27 protein-coding genes and 4 pseudogenes are annotated in these 23131 nt (G+C 24.5%); 11 read left to right on the plus strand and 20 right to left on the minus strand.

Annotation, left to right across the window (positions count from 1 at the left end):
• Positions 1 to 2: 2 nt before the first annotated feature.
• From ACXUB0_RS03085 to ACXUB0_RS03095, 3 genes are all read right to left on the minus strand, one after another.
• The gene (locus ACXUB0_RS03085) at positions 3 to 1016 is read right to left on the minus strand and encodes a phosphatidate cytidylyltransferase (protein WP_252319731.1); all 1014 of its coding nucleotides are present in this window, start codon (positions 1014 to 1016) and stop codon (positions 3 to 5) included.
• A 33-nt stretch (positions 1017 to 1049) separates the two neighbouring features.
• Positions 1050 to 1592, minus strand: a complete 543-nt coding sequence (locus tag ACXUB0_RS03090; RefSeq protein ID WP_458257726.1) for a ribosome-recycling factor — start codon at positions 1590 to 1592, stop codon at positions 1050 to 1052.
• Between the two features lie 135 nt (positions 1593 to 1727).
• Positions 1728 to 1976 (minus strand): hypothetical protein, encoded by a 249-nt coding sequence (locus tag ACXUB0_RS03095; protein ID WP_458257727.1) that lies wholly within the window; start codon positions 1974 to 1976, stop codon positions 1728 to 1730.
• A 942-nt stretch (positions 1977 to 2918) separates the two neighbouring features.
• On the opposite strand from ACXUB0_RS03095, the gene ACXUB0_RS03100 reads away from it, so the two are divergent.
• From ACXUB0_RS03100 to ACXUB0_RS03110, 3 genes and pseudogenes are all read left to right on the plus strand, one after another.
• Entirely contained in the window at positions 2919 to 3167 is a 249-nt protein-coding gene (locus ACXUB0_RS03100; protein ID WP_339046891.1) for a hypothetical protein, read from the plus strand.
• Position 3168: 1 nt separating this feature from the next.
• Positions 3169 to 3351, plus strand: a complete 183-nt coding sequence (locus ACXUB0_RS03105; protein ID WP_458257728.1) for a hypothetical protein — start codon at positions 3169 to 3171, stop codon at positions 3349 to 3351.
• 39 nt (positions 3352 to 3390) lie between these two features.
• A pseudogene (locus ACXUB0_RS03110) lies at positions 3391 to 4506 on the plus strand (IS3 family transposase).
• A gap of 195 nt (positions 4507 to 4701) precedes the next feature.
• On the opposite strand, the gene ACXUB0_RS03115 reads toward ACXUB0_RS03110, so the two are convergent.
• Together ACXUB0_RS03115 and ACXUB0_RS03120 are read right to left on the minus strand one after the other, a co-directional pair.
• Positions 4702 to 5562: a hypothetical protein gene (locus ACXUB0_RS03115; RefSeq protein WP_458257729.1), complete on the minus strand. Its 861-nt coding sequence runs from the start codon at positions 5560 to 5562 to the stop codon at positions 4702 to 4704.
• A gap of 483 nt (positions 5563 to 6045) precedes the next feature.
• Positions 6046 to 6437, minus strand: a pseudogene (locus ACXUB0_RS03120) (transposase); the annotation flags it as partial.
• Between the two features lie 365 nt (positions 6438 to 6802).
• On the opposite strand from ACXUB0_RS03120, the gene ACXUB0_RS03125 reads away from it, so the two are divergent.
• Together ACXUB0_RS03125 and ACXUB0_RS03130 are read left to right on the plus strand one after the other, a co-directional pair.
• On the plus strand, positions 6803 to 6982 hold the full coding sequence (locus tag ACXUB0_RS03125) for a transposase (RefSeq protein WP_458257730.1): 180 nt from the start codon (positions 6803 to 6805) through the stop codon (positions 6980 to 6982).
• A gap of 166 nt (positions 6983 to 7148) precedes the next feature.
• On the plus strand, positions 7149 to 7397 hold the full coding sequence (locus tag ACXUB0_RS03130) for a hypothetical protein (RefSeq protein ID WP_458257731.1): 249 nt from the start codon (positions 7149 to 7151) through the stop codon (positions 7395 to 7397).
• A gap of 435 nt (positions 7398 to 7832) precedes the next feature.
• Here ACXUB0_RS03130 and ACXUB0_RS03135 read toward each other — a convergent pair whose 3' ends face one another.
• The 14 genes and pseudogenes from ACXUB0_RS03135 to ACXUB0_RS03200 form a co-directional block, all read right to left on the minus strand.
• Entirely contained in the window at positions 7833 to 8144 is a 312-nt protein-coding gene (locus tag ACXUB0_RS03135; protein ID WP_458257732.1) for a hypothetical protein, read from the minus strand.
• A gap of 250 nt (positions 8145 to 8394) precedes the next feature.
• Positions 8395 to 8643 (minus strand): hypothetical protein, encoded by a 249-nt coding sequence (locus ACXUB0_RS03140; protein WP_458257733.1) that lies wholly within the window; start codon positions 8641 to 8643, stop codon positions 8395 to 8397.
• A 472-nt stretch (positions 8644 to 9115) separates the two neighbouring features.
• Positions 9116 to 9904: pseudogene (locus ACXUB0_RS03145) on the minus strand (IS5 family transposase).
• A 129-nt stretch (positions 9905 to 10033) separates the two neighbouring features.
• The gene (locus ACXUB0_RS03150) at positions 10034 to 10957 is read right to left on the minus strand and encodes a hypothetical protein (RefSeq protein WP_458257601.1); all 924 of its coding nucleotides are present in this window, start codon (positions 10955 to 10957) and stop codon (positions 10034 to 10036) included.
• 11 nt (positions 10958 to 10968) lie between these two features.
• The gene (locus ACXUB0_RS03155) at positions 10969 to 12027 is read right to left on the minus strand and encodes a hypothetical protein (RefSeq protein ID WP_458257600.1); all 1059 of its coding nucleotides are present in this window, start codon (positions 12025 to 12027) and stop codon (positions 10969 to 10971) included.
• Between the two features lie 2 nt (positions 12028 to 12029).
• Positions 12030 to 12221, minus strand: coding sequence for a hypothetical protein (locus ACXUB0_RS03160; protein ID WP_458257599.1), 192 nt, complete (start codon positions 12219 to 12221; stop codon positions 12030 to 12032).
• A 215-nt stretch (positions 12222 to 12436) separates the two neighbouring features.
• Positions 12437 to 12829, minus strand: a complete 393-nt coding sequence (locus ACXUB0_RS03165; protein WP_458257598.1) for a hypothetical protein — start codon at positions 12827 to 12829, stop codon at positions 12437 to 12439.
• Positions 12830 to 12840: 11 nt separating this feature from the next.
• Positions 12841 to 13095, minus strand: a complete 255-nt coding sequence (locus ACXUB0_RS03170; protein WP_174480864.1) for a hypothetical protein — start codon at positions 13093 to 13095, stop codon at positions 12841 to 12843.
• 22 nt (positions 13096 to 13117) lie between these two features.
• Complete coding sequence (locus ACXUB0_RS03175) at positions 13118 to 13324, minus strand: hypothetical protein (RefSeq protein ID WP_174480363.1); 207 nt, start codon at positions 13322 to 13324, stop codon at positions 13118 to 13120.
• 1 nt (position 13325) lies between these two features.
• Entirely contained in the window at positions 13326 to 13559 is a 234-nt protein-coding gene (locus tag ACXUB0_RS03180) for a hypothetical protein (protein ID WP_458257597.1), read from the minus strand.
• Between the two features lies 1 nt (position 13560).
• Positions 13561 to 14418, minus strand: coding sequence for a hypothetical protein (locus ACXUB0_RS03185; protein ID WP_458257734.1), 858 nt, complete (start codon positions 14416 to 14418; stop codon positions 13561 to 13563).
• 336 nt (positions 14419 to 14754) lie between these two features.
• A complete protein-coding gene (locus ACXUB0_RS03190; RefSeq protein WP_458257735.1) occupies positions 14755 to 14958 on the minus strand; it encodes a hypothetical protein in 204 nt (67 codons plus the stop codon).
• A gap of 60 nt (positions 14959 to 15018) precedes the next feature.
• The gene (locus ACXUB0_RS03195; RefSeq protein ID WP_281748222.1) at positions 15019 to 15294 is read right to left on the minus strand and encodes a hypothetical protein; all 276 of its coding nucleotides are present in this window, start codon (positions 15292 to 15294) and stop codon (positions 15019 to 15021) included.
• A gap of 221 nt (positions 15295 to 15515) precedes the next feature.
• Complete coding sequence (locus ACXUB0_RS03200) at positions 15516 to 16457, minus strand: rolling circle replication-associated protein (protein WP_458257736.1); 942 nt, start codon at positions 16455 to 16457, stop codon at positions 15516 to 15518.
• Positions 16458 to 17166: 709 nt separating this feature from the next.
• On the opposite strand from ACXUB0_RS03200, the gene ACXUB0_RS03205 reads away from it, so the two are divergent.
• Both ACXUB0_RS03205 and ACXUB0_RS03210 read left to right on the plus strand, forming a co-directional pair.
• Positions 17167 to 17571: a hypothetical protein gene (locus ACXUB0_RS03205; protein WP_458257569.1), complete on the plus strand. Its 405-nt coding sequence runs from the start codon at positions 17167 to 17169 to the stop codon at positions 17569 to 17571.
• Positions 17572 to 17885: 314 nt separating this feature from the next.
• On the plus strand, positions 17886 to 18011 hold the full coding sequence (locus ACXUB0_RS03210; protein WP_458257737.1) for a hypothetical protein: 126 nt from the start codon (positions 17886 to 17888) through the stop codon (positions 18009 to 18011).
• 377 nt (positions 18012 to 18388) lie between these two features.
• Here ACXUB0_RS03210 and ACXUB0_RS03215 read toward each other — a convergent pair whose 3' ends face one another.
• Entirely contained in the window at positions 18389 to 18520 is a 132-nt protein-coding gene (locus tag ACXUB0_RS03215; protein WP_458257738.1) for a hypothetical protein, read from the minus strand.
• A gap of 84 nt (positions 18521 to 18604) precedes the next feature.
• Here ACXUB0_RS03215 and ACXUB0_RS03220 point away from each other — a divergent pair.
• The 4 genes and pseudogenes from ACXUB0_RS03220 (at position 18605) to infB (ending at position 23130) form a co-directional block, all read left to right on the plus strand.
• Positions 18605 to 19724, plus strand: a pseudogene (locus ACXUB0_RS03220) (IS3 family transposase).
• Between the two features lie 64 nt (positions 19725 to 19788).
• Positions 19789 to 20964 (plus strand): transcription termination factor NusA, encoded by a 1176-nt coding sequence (nusA, locus tag ACXUB0_RS03225; protein ID WP_458257739.1) that lies wholly within the window; start codon positions 19789 to 19791, stop codon positions 20962 to 20964.
• 18 nt (positions 20965 to 20982) lie between these two features.
• The gene (rnpM, locus tag ACXUB0_RS03230) at positions 20983 to 21273 is read left to right on the plus strand and encodes an RNase P modulator RnpM (RefSeq protein WP_338957115.1); all 291 of its coding nucleotides are present in this window, start codon (positions 20983 to 20985) and stop codon (positions 21271 to 21273) included.
• Between the two features lie 27 nt (positions 21274 to 21300).
• A complete protein-coding gene (infB, locus tag ACXUB0_RS03235) occupies positions 21301 to 23130 on the plus strand; it encodes a translation initiation factor IF-2 (protein ID WP_233214952.1) in 1830 nt (609 codons plus the stop codon).
• Position 23131 lies beyond the last annotated feature (1 nt).

The following is a 23131-nucleotide window of genomic DNA, read 5'->3' on the forward strand; positions in this document are numbered from 1 at the left end:
TATTAAGCAATAGCTGCTAGAGTAATTAGAAAACCAAAAATAACTACTGTTGAAAATGAATCTAAACGATCTAATAATCCTCCATGTCCAGGTAGAATATTTGAAAAATCCTTAACATGATAATTACGTTTCAAATAAGAAAATAATAAATCACCCATTTGACTAGCAATTGAAAGAATAAAACTAGTAGCAAAATAAGCAATATAGATTGGTGCTTTACTATTAACTTCTAAAAAAGGTAAGGGATTATAATTACTTGTTTCTAAAAAAACAGTTACTGTTATCATACTTAAAATAATTGCTGTTATTAAACCAGTAATAGCACCTTCTCAAGTTTTATTTGGTGATACACTTGGTGCCATTTTTGTTTTACCATAAATTATACCACCAATAAAAGCACCAACATCATTAGACATAACAATAATGAATAAAAACAATAATGTTGGTCATCCTAGTTTTGAAAGTTTAATTTCTGATAACATTAAAAAATTAACAGCTTTAACAACAAACACTAAATAAATAATTCAAGTAAAAATAAAAATAACATCACTTAATTGAAAATTTTTACTTCGTCAAGCAATTAAAATAAAAATACAAATGAAAAATAATAAAATTAATAAAGTCATTCAAGTTTCAAATCAATAATGATTATAAATATATGGACCAAAAGTTTCTTTACCAAGCGGAACTCATAAAAGTATGACTCCTGTTAAAATTATAGAAATTTTAAGTACAATTGATCAATTTGATTCTTTTTTTAAATTAATAATTTCTCATAAACAACCAATAAAAATTAAAGTATTAATTATCATAAATGTATAGGCTGATCACTGTGGTTTATTACCAAAAATTGGTTCTAAATAAACTGCCCCAATAAACATTCATAATACACCACAAGCAATTAACATAAAGCTTGTAAGAATACGATTTCGATAGGTTCTAAAAAAATTACTAAGTTTTGCAAAAAAAGAAACTTTAGATTTTATATTTTCTTTATTTATTATCTTTTTTTTCACAATATTTAACCCCTAACTATTTATTGCTTATTGCTAAATTTTCATTAAATCGGCTTTTTTATTGTTTTCTATTAATACAAGTTCTTTAATTTTACTATCAGTTAAATCTTGAATTGTAGTTTCTGCATGCTTTTCTTGATCTTCTGGTAATTTTATTTTTTTCAGATTTTGAACAGCATCACGTCGACAATTACGGATTTTAACTTTATATTCTTCAGTTTTTTTACTCAAATCTTTAACTAAAGTTTTACGAACGTCTTCTGTTAATTGTGGGAAAATTAAACGTATATTCTCTGCTTCGCTTTTAATTTGTAATTTCAAATCAGCTTTTGTAACAGCTTCTGTAATGTCTTTAATTAAACTACGATCATATGGTTTAATTAATAATTGATGTGCTTCTGCTACTTTAACTTGGGCAATATTACTTAAACTATCAACAGCACCATAACATCTAACATTAACTCCTTCTAAGATATTAGGATTAGCTCTTCCGGTGCGAATTTTGTTAATTTCATTTTTATAACGTAAAATTATTTCATTCATCAGATTTGTGGCTTCTAAAATAATAACTTCCATATTTGTTTTCCTCCTAGTTAATAATTTTAAGTTGTTTTTAAATCAAACTATAAAAATTATATAATAATTTTTATTAAAACCAATGGAAAACTATTTAAAAAAATAAAAAACATCATTAATTAATGATGTTTTTTATTAATATCTTTGGATTTTATTTTCATCATTGTTTAAATCAACTAATATAAAAATACCACCAATAATACCTAATGCAGCACCAAAGATAATTCCTAATATTGCTAAAGCAATTTTTTGATCAGTAGTCGCTTCACCTTTACTTACTTTTTTGTATAAAATAAAACCGGGTATTGTTCATAATAAAGGAATTATAAATATTGATTCTAAAATAAAAACAATAAATATTAATATACTTCCTGTTTTTAACATTTTTTTCTCCTTCTTTAATTTTTATAATTAATAATATCACTTAATAAAATTGAAATATACAATTGTGTCCTCACTTAAAGTTTAGTTTTTTAACTTATAAATGTTATCACTTTAATTACTATTAATTTCAAATGTCTAATTATTAATAATTTTCATTTGGGCGGTTGTCAAATTTACGAAATAATTAATTATCATATTAGTAACTTATTTCCAAAATTACCATTTAAAAATGATGATAGACAAATTAAATTCTCTTTTACCATTAAATTTATATTCGACGTATTTTAAAAAATATAGATTTTATAAGATAAAATAAAAATTATTATCAAAGGAAAAAGACAAGAAATAATCTTGTCTTTTTTTGTAATTGTAAAATTTTAAAATTTTTAAGAACCGTCTTTAACGCTATTATCAACACGTGTTAGGGAACTAAAAAAGTGAACTACAACACAGTTGTTAAAAATAGTAGCTAGCATGTGGACTTGCATGAATAAATAAAAAGTGGAGTGATACCTAATAAAATATACTAACCATTTAATGGTAATTCTTGGGGTGGGAGCGAATTGGAAACTAGTATATATAGACCTGTTGTAGGAACCTATTGTATTAATTCTATTCTTTATTTAACCAACCTTGCCACTCTCCAGTGAGCAAGTGTTGGTTTTATTTTTTATTTTTTTTGAAAAAATTTTTGGGCGAGAAAATAAATTTCAAACTTGTAAAAAAAATTGAGCGGTGCCGGTTCAATTAAAATATTAATTTGTTTAACACAAATTAAATAAATATTGAATCGAATGCCTCGATTTCTTTTTAAAATTTCACAATTTATTTTTGAGCCCAGAATTTTTGGAATTAATAAAACGAATAGTATTAATAATATAAAAATTAAAATATATGTCCTTTATGCTAGAAAGCAACAGGACATATTATGAAAGGATTATTATGGCAATAGAAATTCTTGATTATGAAGCACTAAGAAAGATTGATAATAAAATTAAAAAAAGAAGAAAAAGATGTGTTGAATGTAATGAATTATATGAAGATGACAAAATGAATATGCTTTATCGCTTTAAAACAGAATTAGAAGCAGAACAACATGATATTAAAAAATATGAAGATGATTATGATATAGAAGAGCATTTGGATTATAAAAATCCATATGGATATGTTTGTGATTGATGTGCAGATTAATATGCAAATAGAATTTAAAAAAGAACAAATTGTTAAAGATAAACCACAATCTATTCTTATTGATTATGTTGAATATAAATTATCGCTTCCAAAATGAATGATTAAAAATAATTCTTTTATTGCTGATGATAAATATACATATTGAGTTGGATGGGTTACACTTTATTGGACACTAATTACGTAGACAAGTGAACAAATTAGTGAAAAGAAAGGAAGTATAATTATGGCCAATATTAACTCATATTCAGATGAATTTAAAAAACAAATAGTAGCTTTATATCAAAGCGGTAAGTCAGTGTCTTGTCTTGCTAAAGAGTACAATGTTACAAGAGCAGCTACTTATAATTAATTAAGCAATTTACTAATTCAGGTAGTTTTAAAACTAAAGATAATCGTTCTGTTGAAGAAAATTAATTAATTAAATTAAGAAAAGAATTAAAACAATTAAGAATGGAAAATGATATTTTAAAGCAAGCAGCACTAATAATAGGCAGAAAGTAGAAATTATTGCTAAAAATAAAGTTAAATATAAAATTCGTACAATGTGTCGTTTTTTGAAAATATCTAAATCAACATATTATTTTAATTTCAAGAAAAAAGAAAATAAAATTCAAAATAATATTCATGATGAAGCTGTTATTAGTGCTTTTAAAGAAAATAAAGAAGTTTATGGAACAAGAAGAATAAAAGTTGTTCTAGAAAATAAAGGAATTTATTTATCAAGAAGAAAAATTAAAGAAATTATGAATAAGCATAATTTAATATCAAAATACACTAAATTATCATTCAAAAATCATCATAATAAAGTCAATAATAGTCAAATAACCAATCTTGTTAATAGAAACTTTAATAATAGGGTTAAAAATGAAGTTATTGTTAGTGATTTAACTTACGTTCAAGTTAATGGTAAATGAAACTATATTTGCCTATTAATAGACCTATTTAACCGCGAAATGGACATAGTGTTGGAGTTAAAAAAGATGCATCATTAGTATATCAAGCATTTATGCAATCAAATCGCTGTTTAAAAAATATCCAAATATTTCATAGCGATCGCGGTAATGAATTTAACAATAAAATGATTGATAAACTTTTATTAGCATTCAACATAACTAGATCTTTAAGCAAAAAAGGTTGTCCTTATGATAATGCTGTTGCTGAAGCAACTTTTAAAACTTTCAAAACTGAATTTATTAATGATAAAAATTTTACATCATTAATCCAATTAAAATTAGAATTATTTGATTATATCAATTGATACAACAACATAAGAATCCACAGCACTTTAAACTACTTAACTCCAGTTAAATACCAACAACAAATGTCTACCAAAAAATAGTCCTAAAAAAGGTTGCCATTCCAGTTTTCTCCCCTTTTAGATAATTTTCTAAAAAATATAAATTATTTTCTGCTATTTATTATTATTCTTAAATTGAAATTATTTTTATAATTTTAATAAATTAATAAAATTTTTTAAGTGATAAAAAAGAATATAAATTAAAAAAGATTGCAATTGCAATCTTTTAAAATATATTTAAGCTTGTGGAGTTCCAAAATCTAGAGTATTTGTAACTTTTACTTCTCCAAATTTTACGGTTAAGTATACTTTTTGATCTGTATACTTAGGTACCACTGTTTGACCTTGATCATCAGAAGTTCAAACTAATGATACTTTATCTTTGCTAAATAAATTAACTAAAGAATTATATAGATTTTTTTCTTTAGAATTAGCAGCTTTTCAAGGTAAAGACTTAAGTACATCTTTGCCTTGTTCAAATCCGTTAGCTTTAGTTAAATCCAATTTTGCTAATTCTACAAGCGTATATACTGCAGCAGGAACACCTAATGCATCTTTCTTAAGAGTATTAATAGTATATTTTTTTACAGATTTGGCATCATCTCCAGTTGCCTTATCCATAATATTAATTTGACAAGTACCAGCTTCAACTTTAAAATCAGTTGTACCAGCAGCTTCAATTTTACCTGCTTCAGTACTTTCAACTTTTGCAGATAAAGCAGTAATCTTTTTAACATCATCAGCTGAATAAAACTTCTTGCTATCAGGCGTAAATCCTAAATCCTTTAAAAAGGCTGCAGCATCATCACTTACTGCTTGAAATTTATCAGAATCAGCACCAGTACCTGCTTTTAATAATTTTTCGTTAAATTTAGTTGCTGTAATTTTTGTATTATCAGCAGCAGGAACAGAAATTGAATAACTTTCTTTACCAGCAGTATCATCCTTTTTTAATTCTTGATTAATTAAACTTGTATTTTCATTACTATATCATCCTAGTAATGTTGCATATTTGCCATTCAATGATGGCGCTTTTGTTTGAGTTCCACATGCAACAACCGAACTTGCTGCAACTGTTGTTAAAGCAGCAGCACCCATTAGTCGTAGTAATGTTTTCATGTTTCTCATATTGTTTTTCCCCCTTAGATAATTTTTCTGAAAAATATAAACTATTTTCTGCTCTTAATTATACATTCTTTTTTATTTGGTGCTCTTTTTATAATATTTTTAATTATTAAGTGTTATTTTGCTTTTTTTAAGAAAATAATTTCAAAAATGTTATGATTAAATTGTTCATTAACTGAACATTCTTATTATTTTTTATATATACTCTACAGTACTTCCAAGATTATTGAGTAATATAATATAAAAAGACCTGAAAATTTTTCAGGTCTTTTTATATTTAAAAATTAAGATAAAAAAACCTAATATTTTAACGCTATTCATAATGAACTTAAAGTATTCATCTATACAAATCAATCTTCAGTTAGTTAACCTCTGTTAATTGATATTTTTTTTACTTTGAAAATATGTTAACATTATTAATGTTAAGATAGTTTGGAATGGCAACACTTTTTAGGACTATTTTTTGGTAGACACTTGTTCTTGATATTTGATAGGAGTTAAGTAGTTTAAAGTGCTGTGGATTCTTATGTTGTTGTATCAATTGATATAATCAAATAATTCTAATTTTAATTGGATTAATGATGTAAAATTTTTATCATTAATAAATTCAGTCTTAAAAGTTTTAAAAGTTGCTTCAGCAACAGCATTGTCATAAGGACAGCCTTTTTTGCTTAAAGATCGGGTAATATTGAATGCTAATAAAAGATTATTAATAATTTATTGTTAAATTCATTACCTCGATCACTATGAAATATTTGGATATCTTTTAAACAGCGATTTGATTGCATAAATGCTTGATATACTAGTAATGCATCTTTTTTAACCAACCTATGTCCAATAATTTCGCGGTTAAATAGGTCTATTAATAGGCAAATATAGTTTCATTTATCATTAACGTGAACGTAAGTTAAATCACTAACAATAACTTCATTTTTAACCCTATTATTAAAGTTTCTATTAACAAGATTGGTTATTTGACTATTATTGATTTTATTATGATGATTTTTGAATGATAATTTAGTGTATTTTGATATTAAATTATGCTTATTCATAATTTCTTTAATTTTTCTGCGTGATAAATAAATTTCTTGGTTTTCTAAAATTTTTTTAATCTTCTAGTACCATAAACTTCTTTATTTTCTTTAAAAGCACTAATAATAGGCAGAAAGTAGAAATTATTGCTAAAAATAAAGTTAAATATAAAATTCGCACAATGTGTCGTTTTTTGAAAATATCTAAATCAACATATTATTTTAACTTAAAGAAAAAAGAAAATAAAATCAAAAATAATATGTATGATGAAGCTGTTATTAGTGCTTTTAAAGAAAATAAAGAAGTTTATGGTACTAGAAGATTAAAAAAAATTTGGGAGATTGTCAAAAATCCGGAATAAATTACTTCACACACAGTCTTATTATATTTCATACAAGAAATAATTTGGATTTTTATGAAATTGTATTTAAATAATATAATTTTTTTAAATTAAATGCAACTAAAATACTTATAATTAAATTTAGTAAGTGCCAAACTTATGGAATAAAATTAAGGAGAATTTAAAGATGACAATTAAAAAACTGAAAAAATTACAGTTAATAACTGTATCATTATTTATTTTAACTATTTTAACTTTAATTATAGGATTGTGATTAATAGGTTTATTTCATGGAAAAGAAGTAGTAATCTCGAAAGATATTTCTTTACATAAAATTTTAAAAAAAATATTTAAATATAATGGTTTTATATTATGAAGTAAATATAGTTTATATTATATTCTAAGAACCTGTTTGGAATCTTTTAAACATAATTAAACTAAAAAAGGGAATAATTATTTCTAACCTGACAGTTAATTAACATTTTATTTTCTTTGTCATTTTTTTGTTAAAAAGATTTTATCATTTGACAACTTATCGATTAAAAATTTATTTTTCAACTATAAAATAACATTTATGATATTAATTTAATCAAAAATAAGTTAAAAAAGATCCTAAACAGGTTCTAAGTAATAATAATATTTCTCTTAAAAATTTTGGAAACTATTATACTGTTCATAATTATTATCATTATTCTTTATTACAATTTAAAATTGGAATTATTTTTTGCGAGATTTTAGTACCAATTTTAATATTTATAACTATATTATTAATTTTATGAATAATTTATTTAAAAATAAAAATTAAAAATAAAAATTTTTGAGACTTTATTGCAAATTGTGAAATAATCAATAATTACTATATTCATTAAAACTATGTTTCTAAATTTATCTTATTACATTTAAAAATAACCATTTTAATATAAATTAAAATATTATATGTTCTATTACCAAGCATTTCTTTTAAAACATGTCAAATATTAGTTTCTGTAAAGCAACCAATATTTCACTTTGCACTTTGATTTTCAATACCTTGTTTATTATTTTTAAAATATTTTTTCTTTAATTTTTTATGATTATCTAATTCTTTATATAAAAAATCAATTAATTGTTCATATTGTCCATTATTAATTAAATTTTTACAGTGATTATATTCTTTTAAATATTTTCCTTTATTGCCAGCCATTATTCCAAGATATAATGTTCTAATTAAATGAAATTTATCTAAGAACATGTTTGGAATCTTTTAAACATAATTAAACTAAAAAAGGGAATAATTATTTCTAACCTGACAGTTAATTAACATTTTATTTTCTTTGTCATTTTTTTGTTAAAAAGATTTTATCATTTGACAACTTATCGATTAAAAATTTATTTTTCAACTATAAAATAACATTTATGATATTAATTTAATCAAAAATAAGTTAAAAAAGATCCTAAACAGGTTCTAAAACAAACTGGGCACCTAAATAATCAGCAATTTCTTTAATTCATCCTGCACTATCACCACAAATAATAATTTTTGCTTGTTCAATATTTTCATAAAATTTTTGACAATGTTCTTTAACAAATTCAGCAGTTTTTTTAACACGAATTGCTGTTCTTGTTGCTCTTATAATTGCTTTTACTCTTTTGTTTTGTACTTTATGATTAATATTATCTGTATATGTTACTATTAATCGCATAGAATGTTTTGTACCTTTACGTTTAAAATTTCAAAATTTTCGGTGACCATCATCAATAGCAACAAAAACAGGTTGATTTTTTTCTAATTTTACTTTTACTGGATTTGCTTTAATTACTTCTAAATTTTTAAAAACTCTATGAATAGAACTAAGACTAATATTTGCTTTTTTTATAATATCTCAAATATCTCTGTATCTTTTTCCATCAGCAAAATATTCAATAATAGTTTTTTCAATATCTTCACCAATTCTTTTATATTTTGGTAATTCTAGTATTTCATCAACTAAACAAACACGAACTCATTTTTGTATTTTTTCATTAAAATATTCATAAATTCTTCTTTTATAAGTTACTAATCCATGTATAGTTTTTCTCGTTAGATATTGATAATCAACAATTTTATATTTCTTTTTATCCCTTGTATTTTTTATTCTTCAATCTATTTTTTCTCATTTATTTGTTAGAACCTGTTTAAAATCTTTTTAATAAAATTGAAATAAAGGAAAGAACAACCATTTGTAAGCTAGTATTTAATTTTCTTTCACAATTTTTTCATAATCTTCTGCATTTTTCTAATCATGCAAAACTTCGTTCTACAACTCATCTTTTTGGCAATAATACAAAAGAATGTAATTCATTACGTTTGATAACTTCAACATTTGCATTTATGATTGTTTTGATTTTAAAAGCAAATTTTTCACCAGTATAACCAGCATCTACTAGTATTTTTTGAACTTTAGATAAATTTTCTTTTTCATTTTCAATCATTATTATAGCACTGTTACGATCTGTTTTTTCTGCTGTGGTTATGTAAATTGTATGCGGTAAACCTTGAGAATCAACAGCAATATGACGCTTTATTCCTGAAATTTTTTACCAGCATCATAACCTTTATTTTTAGCAGTATCTGTGTTCTTAACACTTTGTGAATCAATTATACAAAAACTAGTTTGTTCTTTTCTACCATTATTGATACGAACTTTTCTAACTAATTTTTTTTAAAATTACTTGTCAAGTGCTAGGTTCTTTATCACTATTTTTACTTCAAATTTGAAAATAATAATATACAGTTTGTCATTTTGGAAAATTTTTTGGTAACATTCTTCATTGACATCCACTTTTTAATACATATAAAACTGCACAAAATACTTCATATAAATCTAAATTTCTTGGTTTTGTTTTCTTTTTGCTATTTTCTAAAATTGATCTTATGTTCTCAAATTGTTCTTTAGTAACATGACTTGGATAATTTTTATGCATATATACCCCTTATCTTAAAATCAAGTATATAGGGGCTTTGCCCCTAGTTGCTTCGCAACTCACCCCAGTGGCGTAAACGCCACGGCCAACCAACCAAGGTTCTGGTTGGCTCCGACCAATAATATAGGTTTACTCTATTTTAACATCTTTCTTATTTTTCTTAGAATATTTATTTCTATAATAACAAGTACGGCATACAGTATTTTCAGTTTCTTTCTTTTCAGTTTGTAATATATTATCCAACTTATCTAATCCTACTGCTCTAATATCATCAACAGTAAAATCTAATGCTTGTGATTGTTCATAGTCTTTAACAATACTTAATTCACTCTTTAACGAATGAATATAATTTAAAGCACGACTATTATATCTTTGTAAATAAGACCTAGGAAATCATAAACTAAAAGTCATAGTTTCACCACTATAACTAGGTGGTAATCCACCACGTTTAATTATTCGCTTTGTTTGTCTTTTAGATAATACAACTTTATTATAATCATCAACATTAGTATAAATATTTAGTTTAAACTTAACTAAAAATAACAAAATACGCATTCTTTTAACTTGAACAATATATTCCACTTTTTCACGTGCTTGCTTTGGTATTCTATCGGGGTGTTGCTCAATCATATACATAATTCCATTAAAATTATGACCTATTAACTTACAAAACATTCCTAAACTTTCTTGTGTTTCTTTAAATTCGGGTGATAAATCATTACTATTAATTTTCAAACCTAACTCATCTAAAACAACCATATCACACTCTTTAAAAGCATAATTACTATTTAATTGATTAAATTTAAAAACATCATCATAAGAACAACGATAACTATATTCATTACGAACTTTAATAGGAATAGGACTTACTACTCTACCTTTATGTTTTTGTGCTAAACAACAAGCAAGAGCGGATTTACCAGTACGTGGTGGTGCTGAAATAATATAACTACCTACACGTTGTAATATCTTTATATTTTTTCTAGTTATTAAAAATGGATAAAGTATTATTAATAATATAACTCCTAAAAGTAAATAACCATATCAAGGCATTATTTCAACTCCTAACCAACTAAAAATCCTACTGCTTTTAAAAACACTCATAAAGTTAAAACTTGCTCTAAACCACTAGTAAAATCAACATTTAAAACAGAACTAATAGTATCATCAAAAATACGTCTTAATAATCCGTCAAGTTTAGTAAAAAATTCTCTTAAAGGTTCAACTGGTAAAACTTTACCAACAACTCCATAAAGTACTCATCTAAAAGCATTACGTAAATGACCAAAAACATCATATCAACTTGGTCTTTCATATTCAGGATTAAAAGGACTATTTGGTGGCACTGGAGTTATATTTTCACTTGAAAAAATATTAACTTGACCAAAAAAAACATCTGGTGAAAAAGTTGGTCTAATTGATTGACCATGAATATCAAAAAATACTGTTAAATGTCTTAAATTTGGAACACGAATAGGCATAGTAACAAAATTATATAAATCTTGCTGATAAATATCATTATCAACTTTACCTTTAAAAACATATTTTGTATCACCAACATTATCTAAAAAACTAAAAGTAAAATGAGCAGAGAAAGTTTTAAAATCATGATAAGAAAAATAAAACATAAAACCTTGAATATAAAAACTTAAAGGTTTATCAATTTCAAAATTTAACTGTGTTTGAAAATTTATAATACTTTTACCAGTATTAAGAAAACCTAAATAATTAACATTATCATTTGAAACATAATTATGATTAAACATAATACGTGAAAAGTCATCTAATTGTTTTCTATTAAAAGTATAAACACCAGTTCCCATCCTTACCACTTGTGGTAAAACACCAACTGTATCACTAAAATAACGACATGTATAAATACCCTCACCATTTCCAATAAATTCACCACTTACTAATTTTAAATCTGGTTGGTCAATGTCAAAATAAGCAGAATTTCATGGTATTGTTGCTCAATCATCAAAATTATGATATTTAACATGTTTAACCATTTCTTTTGTAATATCATAATTAACAACATTAGGGTCATTTGAAGCAATTAAACTAGTTGGTGCTTGAACAGAAGTATTTACAACAAAAAATAATTTAGCAAACTTAAATCACATAATTATTTACCAAATAAACATTTTAAAATTCACCATGAACCATAAAACAAAATAAATCCAATAAAAAACTGTGTACCATAAACTACTAAATTTCATAAAATAGTAGTAAATTGGTCAACTGGACTACCTATAAACATAGTTCAATAATCAACTATACATTGATGTATTTTATTGTAAATTTCTAAAACACTCATAATTAACACCTACCCAAACAATGACCTAAAAACAAATTTAATACTACGATAAATAAAATTAAAAAATACACCTAATACCAACCAAAAAGTCAAATTAAACAAAATATAAACTTCATCAGTAATATTTGGTTGATTTAAAAATATTTGAATATCTTTACTAGAAAATATAAAAATAAAATGCAATATACTAAAAACAAAATTAGACATAATAACACCTACTTAATATACTTAGGATTATAATAATGTTGTTCATATCCACTAGTACGAGCAACAGCAGTACCTTTTTGTTTATAAGAATAAGTACCACCTTTATAACGTTGAACTGGTTTTACACCAGATTCTCCATTACGATAAGCATTTGCAATATCTTTACCAGCACCACCACCAATAGCAACAGCAGATTTACCAATAAATTTAACACCATAACCTAAACCTAATGTTGGTAACATTAATTCGGGTAAAATAACCCTAAATGCAAATCTAAGCAAAATCAAAAATATCATTAACGTACCTAAATTAAAACCTAAATCACCAAGTGGAAAACTAAAAAACTTCATAAAAATTGAAGCAAATAATTGCATAACAGTTGTAATAAAAGGTATAAACATAATTTCACATCCTAATGTCTTGTAAATCTAAATAATCCTAAAATTAAATAAAATACAAAACTAACATTTATTAAAGCAAGAATAGGCAAAGGTAAAGTGTATAAACTATCATAAAAGAACGACTTAATAAAAAGTGTCACAGTATGTAATCCAGCAAAAGAACTTAAATACTGCATATAAATAGTTTGCACCAAAGTATTAACAACTGGTAAAAGTCTACCCAATAAAGGTAAAACAAAAACCAAACTAAAAAATAACTTTACCATTTGCTTACTTCCTTTCTAATTACTAATGTGTTCCATGGATAATATGACCAACAAACTGCTTAATAAATACAAGAACCATAAATACAATTGAAATTAACACTGGTCAATTTGTAAGTGTTCCACCATCGCCAGTAGTAAATACTCAACCAAAAATATAAGTAAAAGCATTTAATAATTGTTGGCCAACACCACCAATCATATTTAATAATGCTGATAATCCAGCAGGCATATTAATCACCCCCTTTCTCTAATTCTTTTTGTTGTTTTTCCATTTCTAATTTACGTTTCTTCTTTTCAAAATCTTTACGACAAAAAATACAATCTGGGTCATTTTCTTTTTCCTTTACATGTTTTTTATGTTTGAATTTCTGTATACACTCATGTATTCAATTACGACAAAATCAAAGTATAAGGCAAAACCCACCAATATATAAAGCATATTTAACAATCTCCTTAAAATCCATTTTAAACACCACCTAACGTATAAGCATAAGAATAATCCCAATTTAAACTTGCTCTATCTAAATTAATCTCCGACATATTATCATCATTTAAATCAACATCAACCATACTGTCATTTGTACTTTGATAATCATTAACACTAGCATTAATTAATCTTGCTCTTTCATCAGTAAATACTTCTTGTAATTCTGTATTATTATGTGTATTTCTTAACGGTAACAATAAAATATTTATAATCTCACTTGCACCGGCAATAATCGTAGGAATAGCAAAATAATTATTAAAATTATTATTAATACCCATAGCAACACCACTACTAATCAAACAACCACCAGTACCCGTATTCGCTATTTTACGTATAATTTCAAATCTATTAGGTATTAATTCAGTTAAACCACTAATAACATTTGCTATACCAAAACTATTTAAAGATATATAAGTATCTCAGTCTACAAAAGGTTTATTAACTATTGGACTAGGTGTTGGTATTGGGGTAGGAATTGGTAGTGGTGTAGGACAAGGTGGTCAAAAACATGGTTCATCTCTTAATAAAAAAACCGACTTATCTACATAATTAACAAACTTAACATAATTAACTAAACCAATTGTTCCTAATCCTAAAAATATCTTTTTATAACTATTAATAACTTTATTTTTAGTAGTTGGTCTTTGATTAATATTTCATATATCAATTGCCAACTTCTTACTAAATAACAAAGAATTAATAGAACCTAAAATTGGGTCTTTTAAATATTGACCATAATAAGCACTAACTCCTACCATAGCACTTAATGGACTTAATCCAGTTCTTAAAATTTTAGTTAAAGTATAATTACTAGTTTGTTCTAACTCATTAGGCATGTTTACTGTCTCCTCTATTTTTCACTTAATCTTTTTAAAATCTCTTGCAAATGCTTATCTTCCCTAGCATCTCTAAACGCTTTATCAATTAACATATAGTCATATTTAAACTGTTTCCTTTTTTCCATAAATAAAACTCCTTACTTTATATACTAATAAGGAGCATATTTATACTAATTAGAGTAAGGGGCAAAAATACACTAAAAAGTATATATATGCCCCTTATTTAGTTTTTATTTTTTTCTTTTATTTTCTTTTCTTATTCGTTCCATTTCATTAGCAACTCTGTAACACATTTCACAACCATATACTCTTTCATAAGTTCAATCACTACACTTATGTCTCATAATTTAACTTACTTTCTTGTTGTCTCATTGCTTTATTTAAAGCAATATCTAATATACAATTTGGACAATAATAATTTTTAGTATATAAGTTTTGTAAAACTCTTTTGGGACAAATAACTTGGTCACAAAGTTTACACATATAAATTGCTAAATGAAATGCTTGTTCACATGAACAATTATCATTTTTAGCCATAATTTAAAATTAACTCCTAACATATTAATAATTATTTAAAATTACCCTTTTAATAAATAACTATTTTCAATTAGAAAGTTTTTTAATATTACCGCTTAAATCAAGTTCAAGTGAATAAAAATTACCAACTTTTAAATCAACAGTAGATAAACAATTATTAAAATCACTAGCAAATTCTGGATTATATCATTTATCACGTGTTTGACCAGTTGGTACACTCGTTTGTTTGTTTATTTCTACAAATTTCAAAACATCAAACTTCAATGTTTGACCTTTATTATTTTTATCGGGAATAATACGCCCTTTTTCAATATTAACTAATTGAACTTTAAACATAAAAAAACTTAACCTCCGAACTTTAAGCGAACTAACGCTAGATTAAGATAATGGGTATTGATTATCTTACTTATAAATATAACATAAAATTTTAAAAATTCAATTAAAATAAAAAAATAGATATTAGTAAAAAGTTCGGTAATTACTAATATCCATTAACCATTATATATATATATATATATATATACAAGTAAAATTATAGAAAAAATTAAGTTTTTCTTCTAATGCAAAACTTTTTTCTTAAAATCTATTTTCTCAACTTTATTACCAAAAACTTTTTCTGTTCAAGTCAAAACATCTCTATCTCTTTGAATTAAATAACCTATTTCACTAGTCCGTAAATAATGCTTATGCGATAAAGCACTTAAATATACATATCGTTCATAATCTTCATACTCTTTAAAATAATCATTTACAACAGTACTTTCAATAATACCGCCAATCATAACAGTATCACCATTACTATCTTTTTGAGTTTTAAAATAAAATACATTTGTTGCATTAAAACTTGCTTTAATTATATCTCCAATTGTCAATTTCTTAATACCACGAACTATAATAGGATTTTTACAATTACGACTAAATGCATATGCTTTTATACCAACATCTTCTTGATTTAAAGACTTAACATCATCTAGTGATTTTGTAACATATTTACCTAAATATTTAATAACAAACTCATTTGTACCTTTACGAACAACTCTTAAATCATTAAAACCATGAGTTCATCATTCTGCTAACATACTTTTATGTATCTTTCTATTAAAAATTATATGAAAATGTATAGCACCACGAGATTGATACTCATAAACATAAAAATATTTTAATTCTCCTAAATGTGAAAAACGTTTAGGGTCATTTCATCATTTCTTTAATTTAAGAAAAAATAAACGAATATCTTTTTTTGCTTTTTTAACATCTTGCATATTATTACTATAAGTTAAAGTAACAAAACTCAGCATCTTACTATTATAAAAATTATGTAACGCTTTTTGAATTAAATTAGTTTTAGTACGAACGGTACTATTTCTTAATTTCTGTTTATTACCAACATAAGATTTACCTTTCTTATTTCCAATATTATTCAAAAATGAAATAGGTAATACTATATTTTTCACATAACAAGCATAGAAAATTTTTTTAATATAAAAATCTTGTTGCATATATAAAACTCCGAACTTTATTAATAATTTCATATATTTATTTAATAAGATAATCTTAACATAAAAAATTATAAAAGCAAACATAAACAAAAACGTTACTTAATATATAGTCATTTTACGTTATTTTATAAAAGATTCCAAACAGGTTCTTATATGTTTTAAAACTAATTTATCAATTTTTGCATTTTGTTCTCTAAAATTTCATTTATAATTAAAATTCAAATCTACTTCTCCTAACTATTTTAAAAAAATCAAAATTTATTGTAAATATATTTAAAAAATTAATTTACTTAATTATTATATAAATATATAAGTGTAATTTTAAATAAAATAAAAATTATTTAAAAAACCACTTTCATATTTAAAATATAATAAACAAGTAACATACAATTAATAGTATAGGTATCACAAAATAAACGCCTTTAATTTAGGCGTTATTTTGCATTTAAAAGCATACTGTCAATATCGAGTGAAAATTTCCCAAAAATATTTATCAAAAATTAAATTATTTTGGAAAGTTACACTGTTAAATAAACACAAATTCTAAATAACCCCTAAAAATTTAGTTCCTTGTTTTCATATAGGAACTTTTTTATTTACAAACCAATTTTTAATGAATATAATAAATATGAATTAAAAATAGTTTTAGAAACCTAATTGTTTTATTTTTAAACAATTAGGTTTCTAATTTTGAAAGGATTTTTAATATATGGATAAACAATTACAAGAAAGTCAAAATCAAATTTCTAAGTTAAGTAATGAATTTAGAAGTTTGGAGAAAAAGCTAGATAATGAAAAAAGAAAAGAAAAAGAAATAAATAAAAAAATATCCTGTTTAACAAATCAAGATATTAACAATAAAAATGAATTAAAAATAAGAAATGAAATAAGAAAATATGAAAATGAACATAGAATTATTTCTCAAAAAGTAAATTATTTTGAAATTAAATTTAATTCAATAAAAGAAGAATTAAAAAAAATATCAAATTTAAAAATGGAAATTTATAACAAAAATTTAGAAAAGTTAAAAATAAAAAAGTTTGATGAAGTTGAAATTAATAGCTTTGAAAATAAAAATTATAAGGGTTTTAAAATAAACTCACTAAAATTATAAAAAAGATATTGCAATTGCAATATCTTTATATATTTAAAATGAATTTTAAGGAACCAAATTTGCTCATATTCAAACGATTTAAAAATTTATATGGTTTATAGTATTCAAAAAATAAACAGCCCTTTTTAGGGCTGTTTTAAATCGAATTATTATTAATTATAAGTTATATAAATAACTTCACTTTTGGGAAATTATTACTCGATAACTAATAGGAAATTTTTACTAAATAATGACAGTTTAAAAGCATACTTGTAAAAATAATCAAAAATAGTACACTTTATAAGTAAAATCAAGGAAAAAAGGAGAAATTTATTATGAAAACATGAATAAAAACAAATTTAGCTAGAATAACATTAATATTGGCTACTTTATCATTAATTATTGCTACAACTGGTTTAATACTTGGCGCAAAGTCTAAGAACCTGTTTGGAATCTTTTAAACATAATTAAACTAAAAAAGGGAATAATTATTTCTAACCCGACAGTTAATTAACATTTTATTTTCTTTGTCATTTTTTTGTTAAAAAGATTTTATCATTTGACAACTTATCGATTAAAAATTTATTTTTCAACTATAAAATAACATTTATGATATTAATTTAATCAAAAATAAGTTAAAAAAGATCCTAAACAGGTTCTTAGAACCTGTTTGGAATCTTTTAAACATAATTAAACTAAAAAAGGGAATAATTATTTCTAACCTGACAGTTAATTAACATTTTATTTTCTTTGTCATTTTTTTGTTAAAAAGATTTTATCATTTGACAACTTATCCATTAAAAATTTATTTTTCAACTATAAAATAACATTTATGATATTAATTTAATCAAAAATAAGTTAAAAAAGATCCTAAACAGGTTCTTACTAAAATTAAATCATAATTACCAGCACCAAATATTCCACTAATTTCAATTCGATTTAAGTTATTAATCGAATTTTCAATTTGCAATTCAAATTTGGATGGGTTACACTTTATTGGACACTAATTACGTAGACAAGTGAACAAATTAGTGAAAAGAAAGGAAGTATAATTATGGCCAATATTAACTCATATTCAGATGAATTTAAAAAACAAATAGTAGTTTTATATCAAATCGGTAAGTCAGTGTCTTGTCTTGCTAAAGAGTACAATGTTACAAGAGCAGCTACTTATAATTGAATTAAGCAATTTACTAATTCAGGTAGTTTTAAAACTAAAGATAATCGTTCTGTTGAAGAAAATGAATTAATTAAATTAAGAAAAGAATTAAAACAATTAAGAATGGAAAATGATATTTTAAAGCAAGCAGCACTAATAATAGGCAGAAAGTAGAAATTATTGCTAAAAATAAAGTTAAATATAAAATTCGCACAATGTGTCGTTTTTTGAAAATATCTAAATCAACATATTATTTTAACTTAAAGAAAAAAGAAAATAAAATCAAAAATAATATGTATGATGAAGCTGTTATTAGTGCTTTTAAAGAAAATAAAGAAGTTTATGGTACTAGAAGATTAAAAAAAATTTTAGAAAACCAAGAAATTTATTTATCACGCAGAAAAATTAAAGAAATTATGAATAAGCATAATTTAATATCAAAATACACTAAATTATCATTCAAAAATCATCATAATAAAGTCAATAATAGTCAAATAACCAATCTTGTTAATAGAAACTTTAATAATAGGGTTAAAAATGAAGTTATTGTTAGTGATTTAACTTACGTTCAAGTTAATGGTAAATGAAACTATATTTTCCTATTAATAGACCTATTTAACCGCGAAATTATTGGACATAGTGTTGGAGTTAAAAAGATGCATTACTAGTATATCAAGCATTTATGCAATCAAATCGATGTTTAAAAGATATCCAAATATTTCATAGTGATCGAGGTAATGAATTTAACAATAAAATTATTAATAATCTTTTATTAGCATTCAATATTACTCGATCTTTAAGCAAAAAAGGTTGTCCTTATGATAATGCTGTTGCTGAAGCAACTTTTAAAACTTTCAAAACAGAATTTATTAATGATAAAAATTTTACATCATTAATCCAATTAAAATTATAATTATTTGATTATATCAATTGATACAACAACATAAGAATCCATAGCACTTTAAACTACTTAACTCCTATCAAATATCAAGAACAAGTGTCTACCAAAAAATAGTCCTAAAAAGTGTTGCCATTCCATAATAAACAACAATGTTTATAAAAAACAAGGAGGAGAAAAAGTGGACAAAGAAATTAGTCAAATCATTTTAAATTGCATAAATGAAATTGCTGAAGAAAAACAAATAGCAAAAGAAGATATCATTGAAGCTTTAAAAGAAGGACTAAAAAAAGCATATGAATATCAAAGTCATCGTGATGATAGTACAAATATCAGAATTGAAATTGATCAAAATAAAGGTACTATTAAAATTTTAAAGGATTTAATTGTTGTTCCAAAAGTTGAAGATCCTGAATTAGAAATTGCACTTTCAACTATTAAAACAAAGAATCCCGGCTTAACAATTGGTGATACATATACTCAAATAATTCCTAGTGATCAATTCTCTCGTTTATCAATTTTTAAATCTATTCAAGTAGTGAAACAATCAATTCGTGAAGCAGAAAAAACATCAATTTATGATGAATTTATTGATAAAAAAGATCACATATTAATTGGTACTATTGAAAGCGTTGAAGAAACTTATATGTTAATTAAAATTGGTAGAGCCTATGCTTTCTTACCAAAACAAAATCAAATCCCTAGTGAGATCTTACCAAAAAATAAACCAATCGCTAATAATACTTACATCAAATTTTATGTTGAAGATATTATTAAAAATAAAAACTATGGTCAAATTTTAGCATCAAGAACTCACGTTAATTTTTTACGTTGTTTACTAGAATTAGAAGTTCCTGAAATAGCACAAGGTGTAATCGAAGTTAAAGATATTGCTCGTATTCCTGGAATTAGAGCTAAGGTTGCAATTGTTAGTCATGATCCAAGCATTGATGGTATTGGTGCATGTATTGGTCCAAAAGGCGAAAGAACAAAATTAATTACGCAAGAATTAAGTGGCGAAAAAATTGACATTATTGCCTGAAATCCTAATATAAAAGAATATATAATTAACGCTTTAACACCAGCTAAAGTTATTTCAATTGATATTAATGAAGAAGAAAAACAAGCAAATATTATTGTTCCTACTGAACAATTATCATTAGCTATTGGTAAAAATGGTATGGCTGCTAAATTAGTTGCCGGTGTAACTCACTGAAATATTAATATTACTTCATTAGAACAAGCAAATGAAAATAATATTAAATTTACTTGAAATGGTAATATTAAAGAAAGTGAATATGAAAAGTTTATATCTGAATTATTAAAAAAAACACAATGAAAAAATAAAAATCAATAAACAATAAAGTAGGTCGTTATGAATAAAATACCTTTAATTCAACGTAAAAAAATACCAATGCGTAAATGTATAGTTACAAATACTATTTTACCTAAACGTGAATTAATTAGAATTGTTATTAATAAAGAAGGACAATTATTCATTGATAAAACTGGCAAACAAAATGGTCGAGGTGCCTACATCCAACCTAAACTTGAATTAATACCTTTGCTTATTAAAAATAAGGCATTAGAAAGAGCATTAAAAACAAAAATTCCAAATGAATTTTATGAACAACTAATTAATGAAATTAAAAAAAATTGAGATTAATTTTCCCAAGCGAAAGGCGGGATGCAAATGGCAAAAAAACGAATATCTCAACAAACACAAAATATTAATCAACAACTAAAACAAAAAACATCTCAAATTAATGAAAAAGGAGTATTTTTATATAACGAACCTTTAACTATTTCAGAATTTGCTAAAGCATTGCATCATCCAGTAACTGACATTATTAAATACTTCATGAAACAAGGCAAACTATTTAATCAAAATCAAATATTAACTCAAGAATTAATGCTTGAACTTTGTTTGGAATGAAATATTGATTTTGAAAAAGCTAAAGTGGTAACATATGAAAACTTATTAGAAAATATTAATCTCGAAGATGATAAAAAAAATTTAGTAACTCGACCACCTGTTGTTACAATTATGGGCCATGTTGATCATGGAAAAACAACGCTATTAGATACTATCCGTAATTCTAAAGTTACTAATCAAGAACACGGTGGTATTACTCAACATATTGGTGCTTATCAAATTAAAACTAATAATAAATTAATTACTTTTATTGATACCCCAGGTCATGAAGCATTTACTGAAATGCGTTCACGTGGTTCTAAAATTACTGATATTGTTGTTCTAGTAGTTGCTGGTGATGATGGTGTGATGCCGCAAACTCGTGAAGCAATTGACCATGCAAAAGTAGCTGGTGTTTCAATTATTGTTTTTGTTAATAAAATGGATAAACCAAATGTTAATACTGATCGCATTATGAATGAACTAGCTAATTGTGATTTAACTAGTGAAGAATGAGGTGGCGATACTATTTTTGTTTATGGTAGTGCTTTAAAAAATCAAGGAATTGATGAATTATTAGAAGCCATATTAGTAATTGCTGAATTAAAAGAACTAAATGCTAATCCAAATCGTTTTGCTAATGGAACTGTTATCGAATCTCATCATGATAAAAATGTTGGTTCAATTTGTACTTTATTAATACAAGGTGGAACACTAAAAGTTACTGATATTGTAGTTGCGGGTAGCGTTAAAGGAAAAATTAAACGCCTTATTAATGATACTGGTAAAATAATTACTAAAGCTGGACCTTCAATGCCTGTTCAAGTTTTAGGATTTGAAACAGCCCCTACTCCTGGTGAATCTTTTATTGTTTTTAATGATGATAAATTAGCAAGAAAAGTAGCACTAGTACGACAAACAGAAGAAACAAATAAAATTAGAAATAATCGACAAATTAGTTTAGGTAATTTAACACAAGATGTTGCTACAGGTGAATTAAAACAAATTAATGTTATTTTACGAGCAGATACTCAAGGTTCAGTGCAAGCAATCGTTCAAGCAGTAAATAAAATTAATGTTAATGATATTACTGTTAAGTTTATTAGAGCAACTATTGGTGGTATTAGTGAATCAGATATTAAACTTGCTCAAACTTCAGGAAGTATTATTTATGGTTTCAATGTTCGTCCCAATCATGTTATTCGTGAAGCTGCTAACAATGCCGGTGTTGAAATTAGATTACATAATATCATTTATAAAATAACTGAAGAATTAGAATTGGCTGCTAAAGGTTTATTAGAACCAACTTATGAAGATAAAATTCTTGGTCAAGCACGAGTTATTAAAACTTTTCATTTTTCAAAAGTAGGAACAATTGCTGGTTGTGTTGTCATTAATGGTTTCATTCAACGTAATAGCAAAGTTCATATCATTCGTGATGATGTTGTTATTTATAACGGTGAAATCAGTGGTTTAAAACATGAAAAAAATGATTTAAAAATTGCTAAAAAAGAAACTCAATGCGGTATTACTATTAAAAATTTTAATGACTTAAAAGAAAATGATATTATTGAATCATATTTAGTAGAAGAAGTGGAGACAAAATAGG

This window comes from Spiroplasma endosymbiont of Dactylopius coccus (assembly GCF_977110965.1).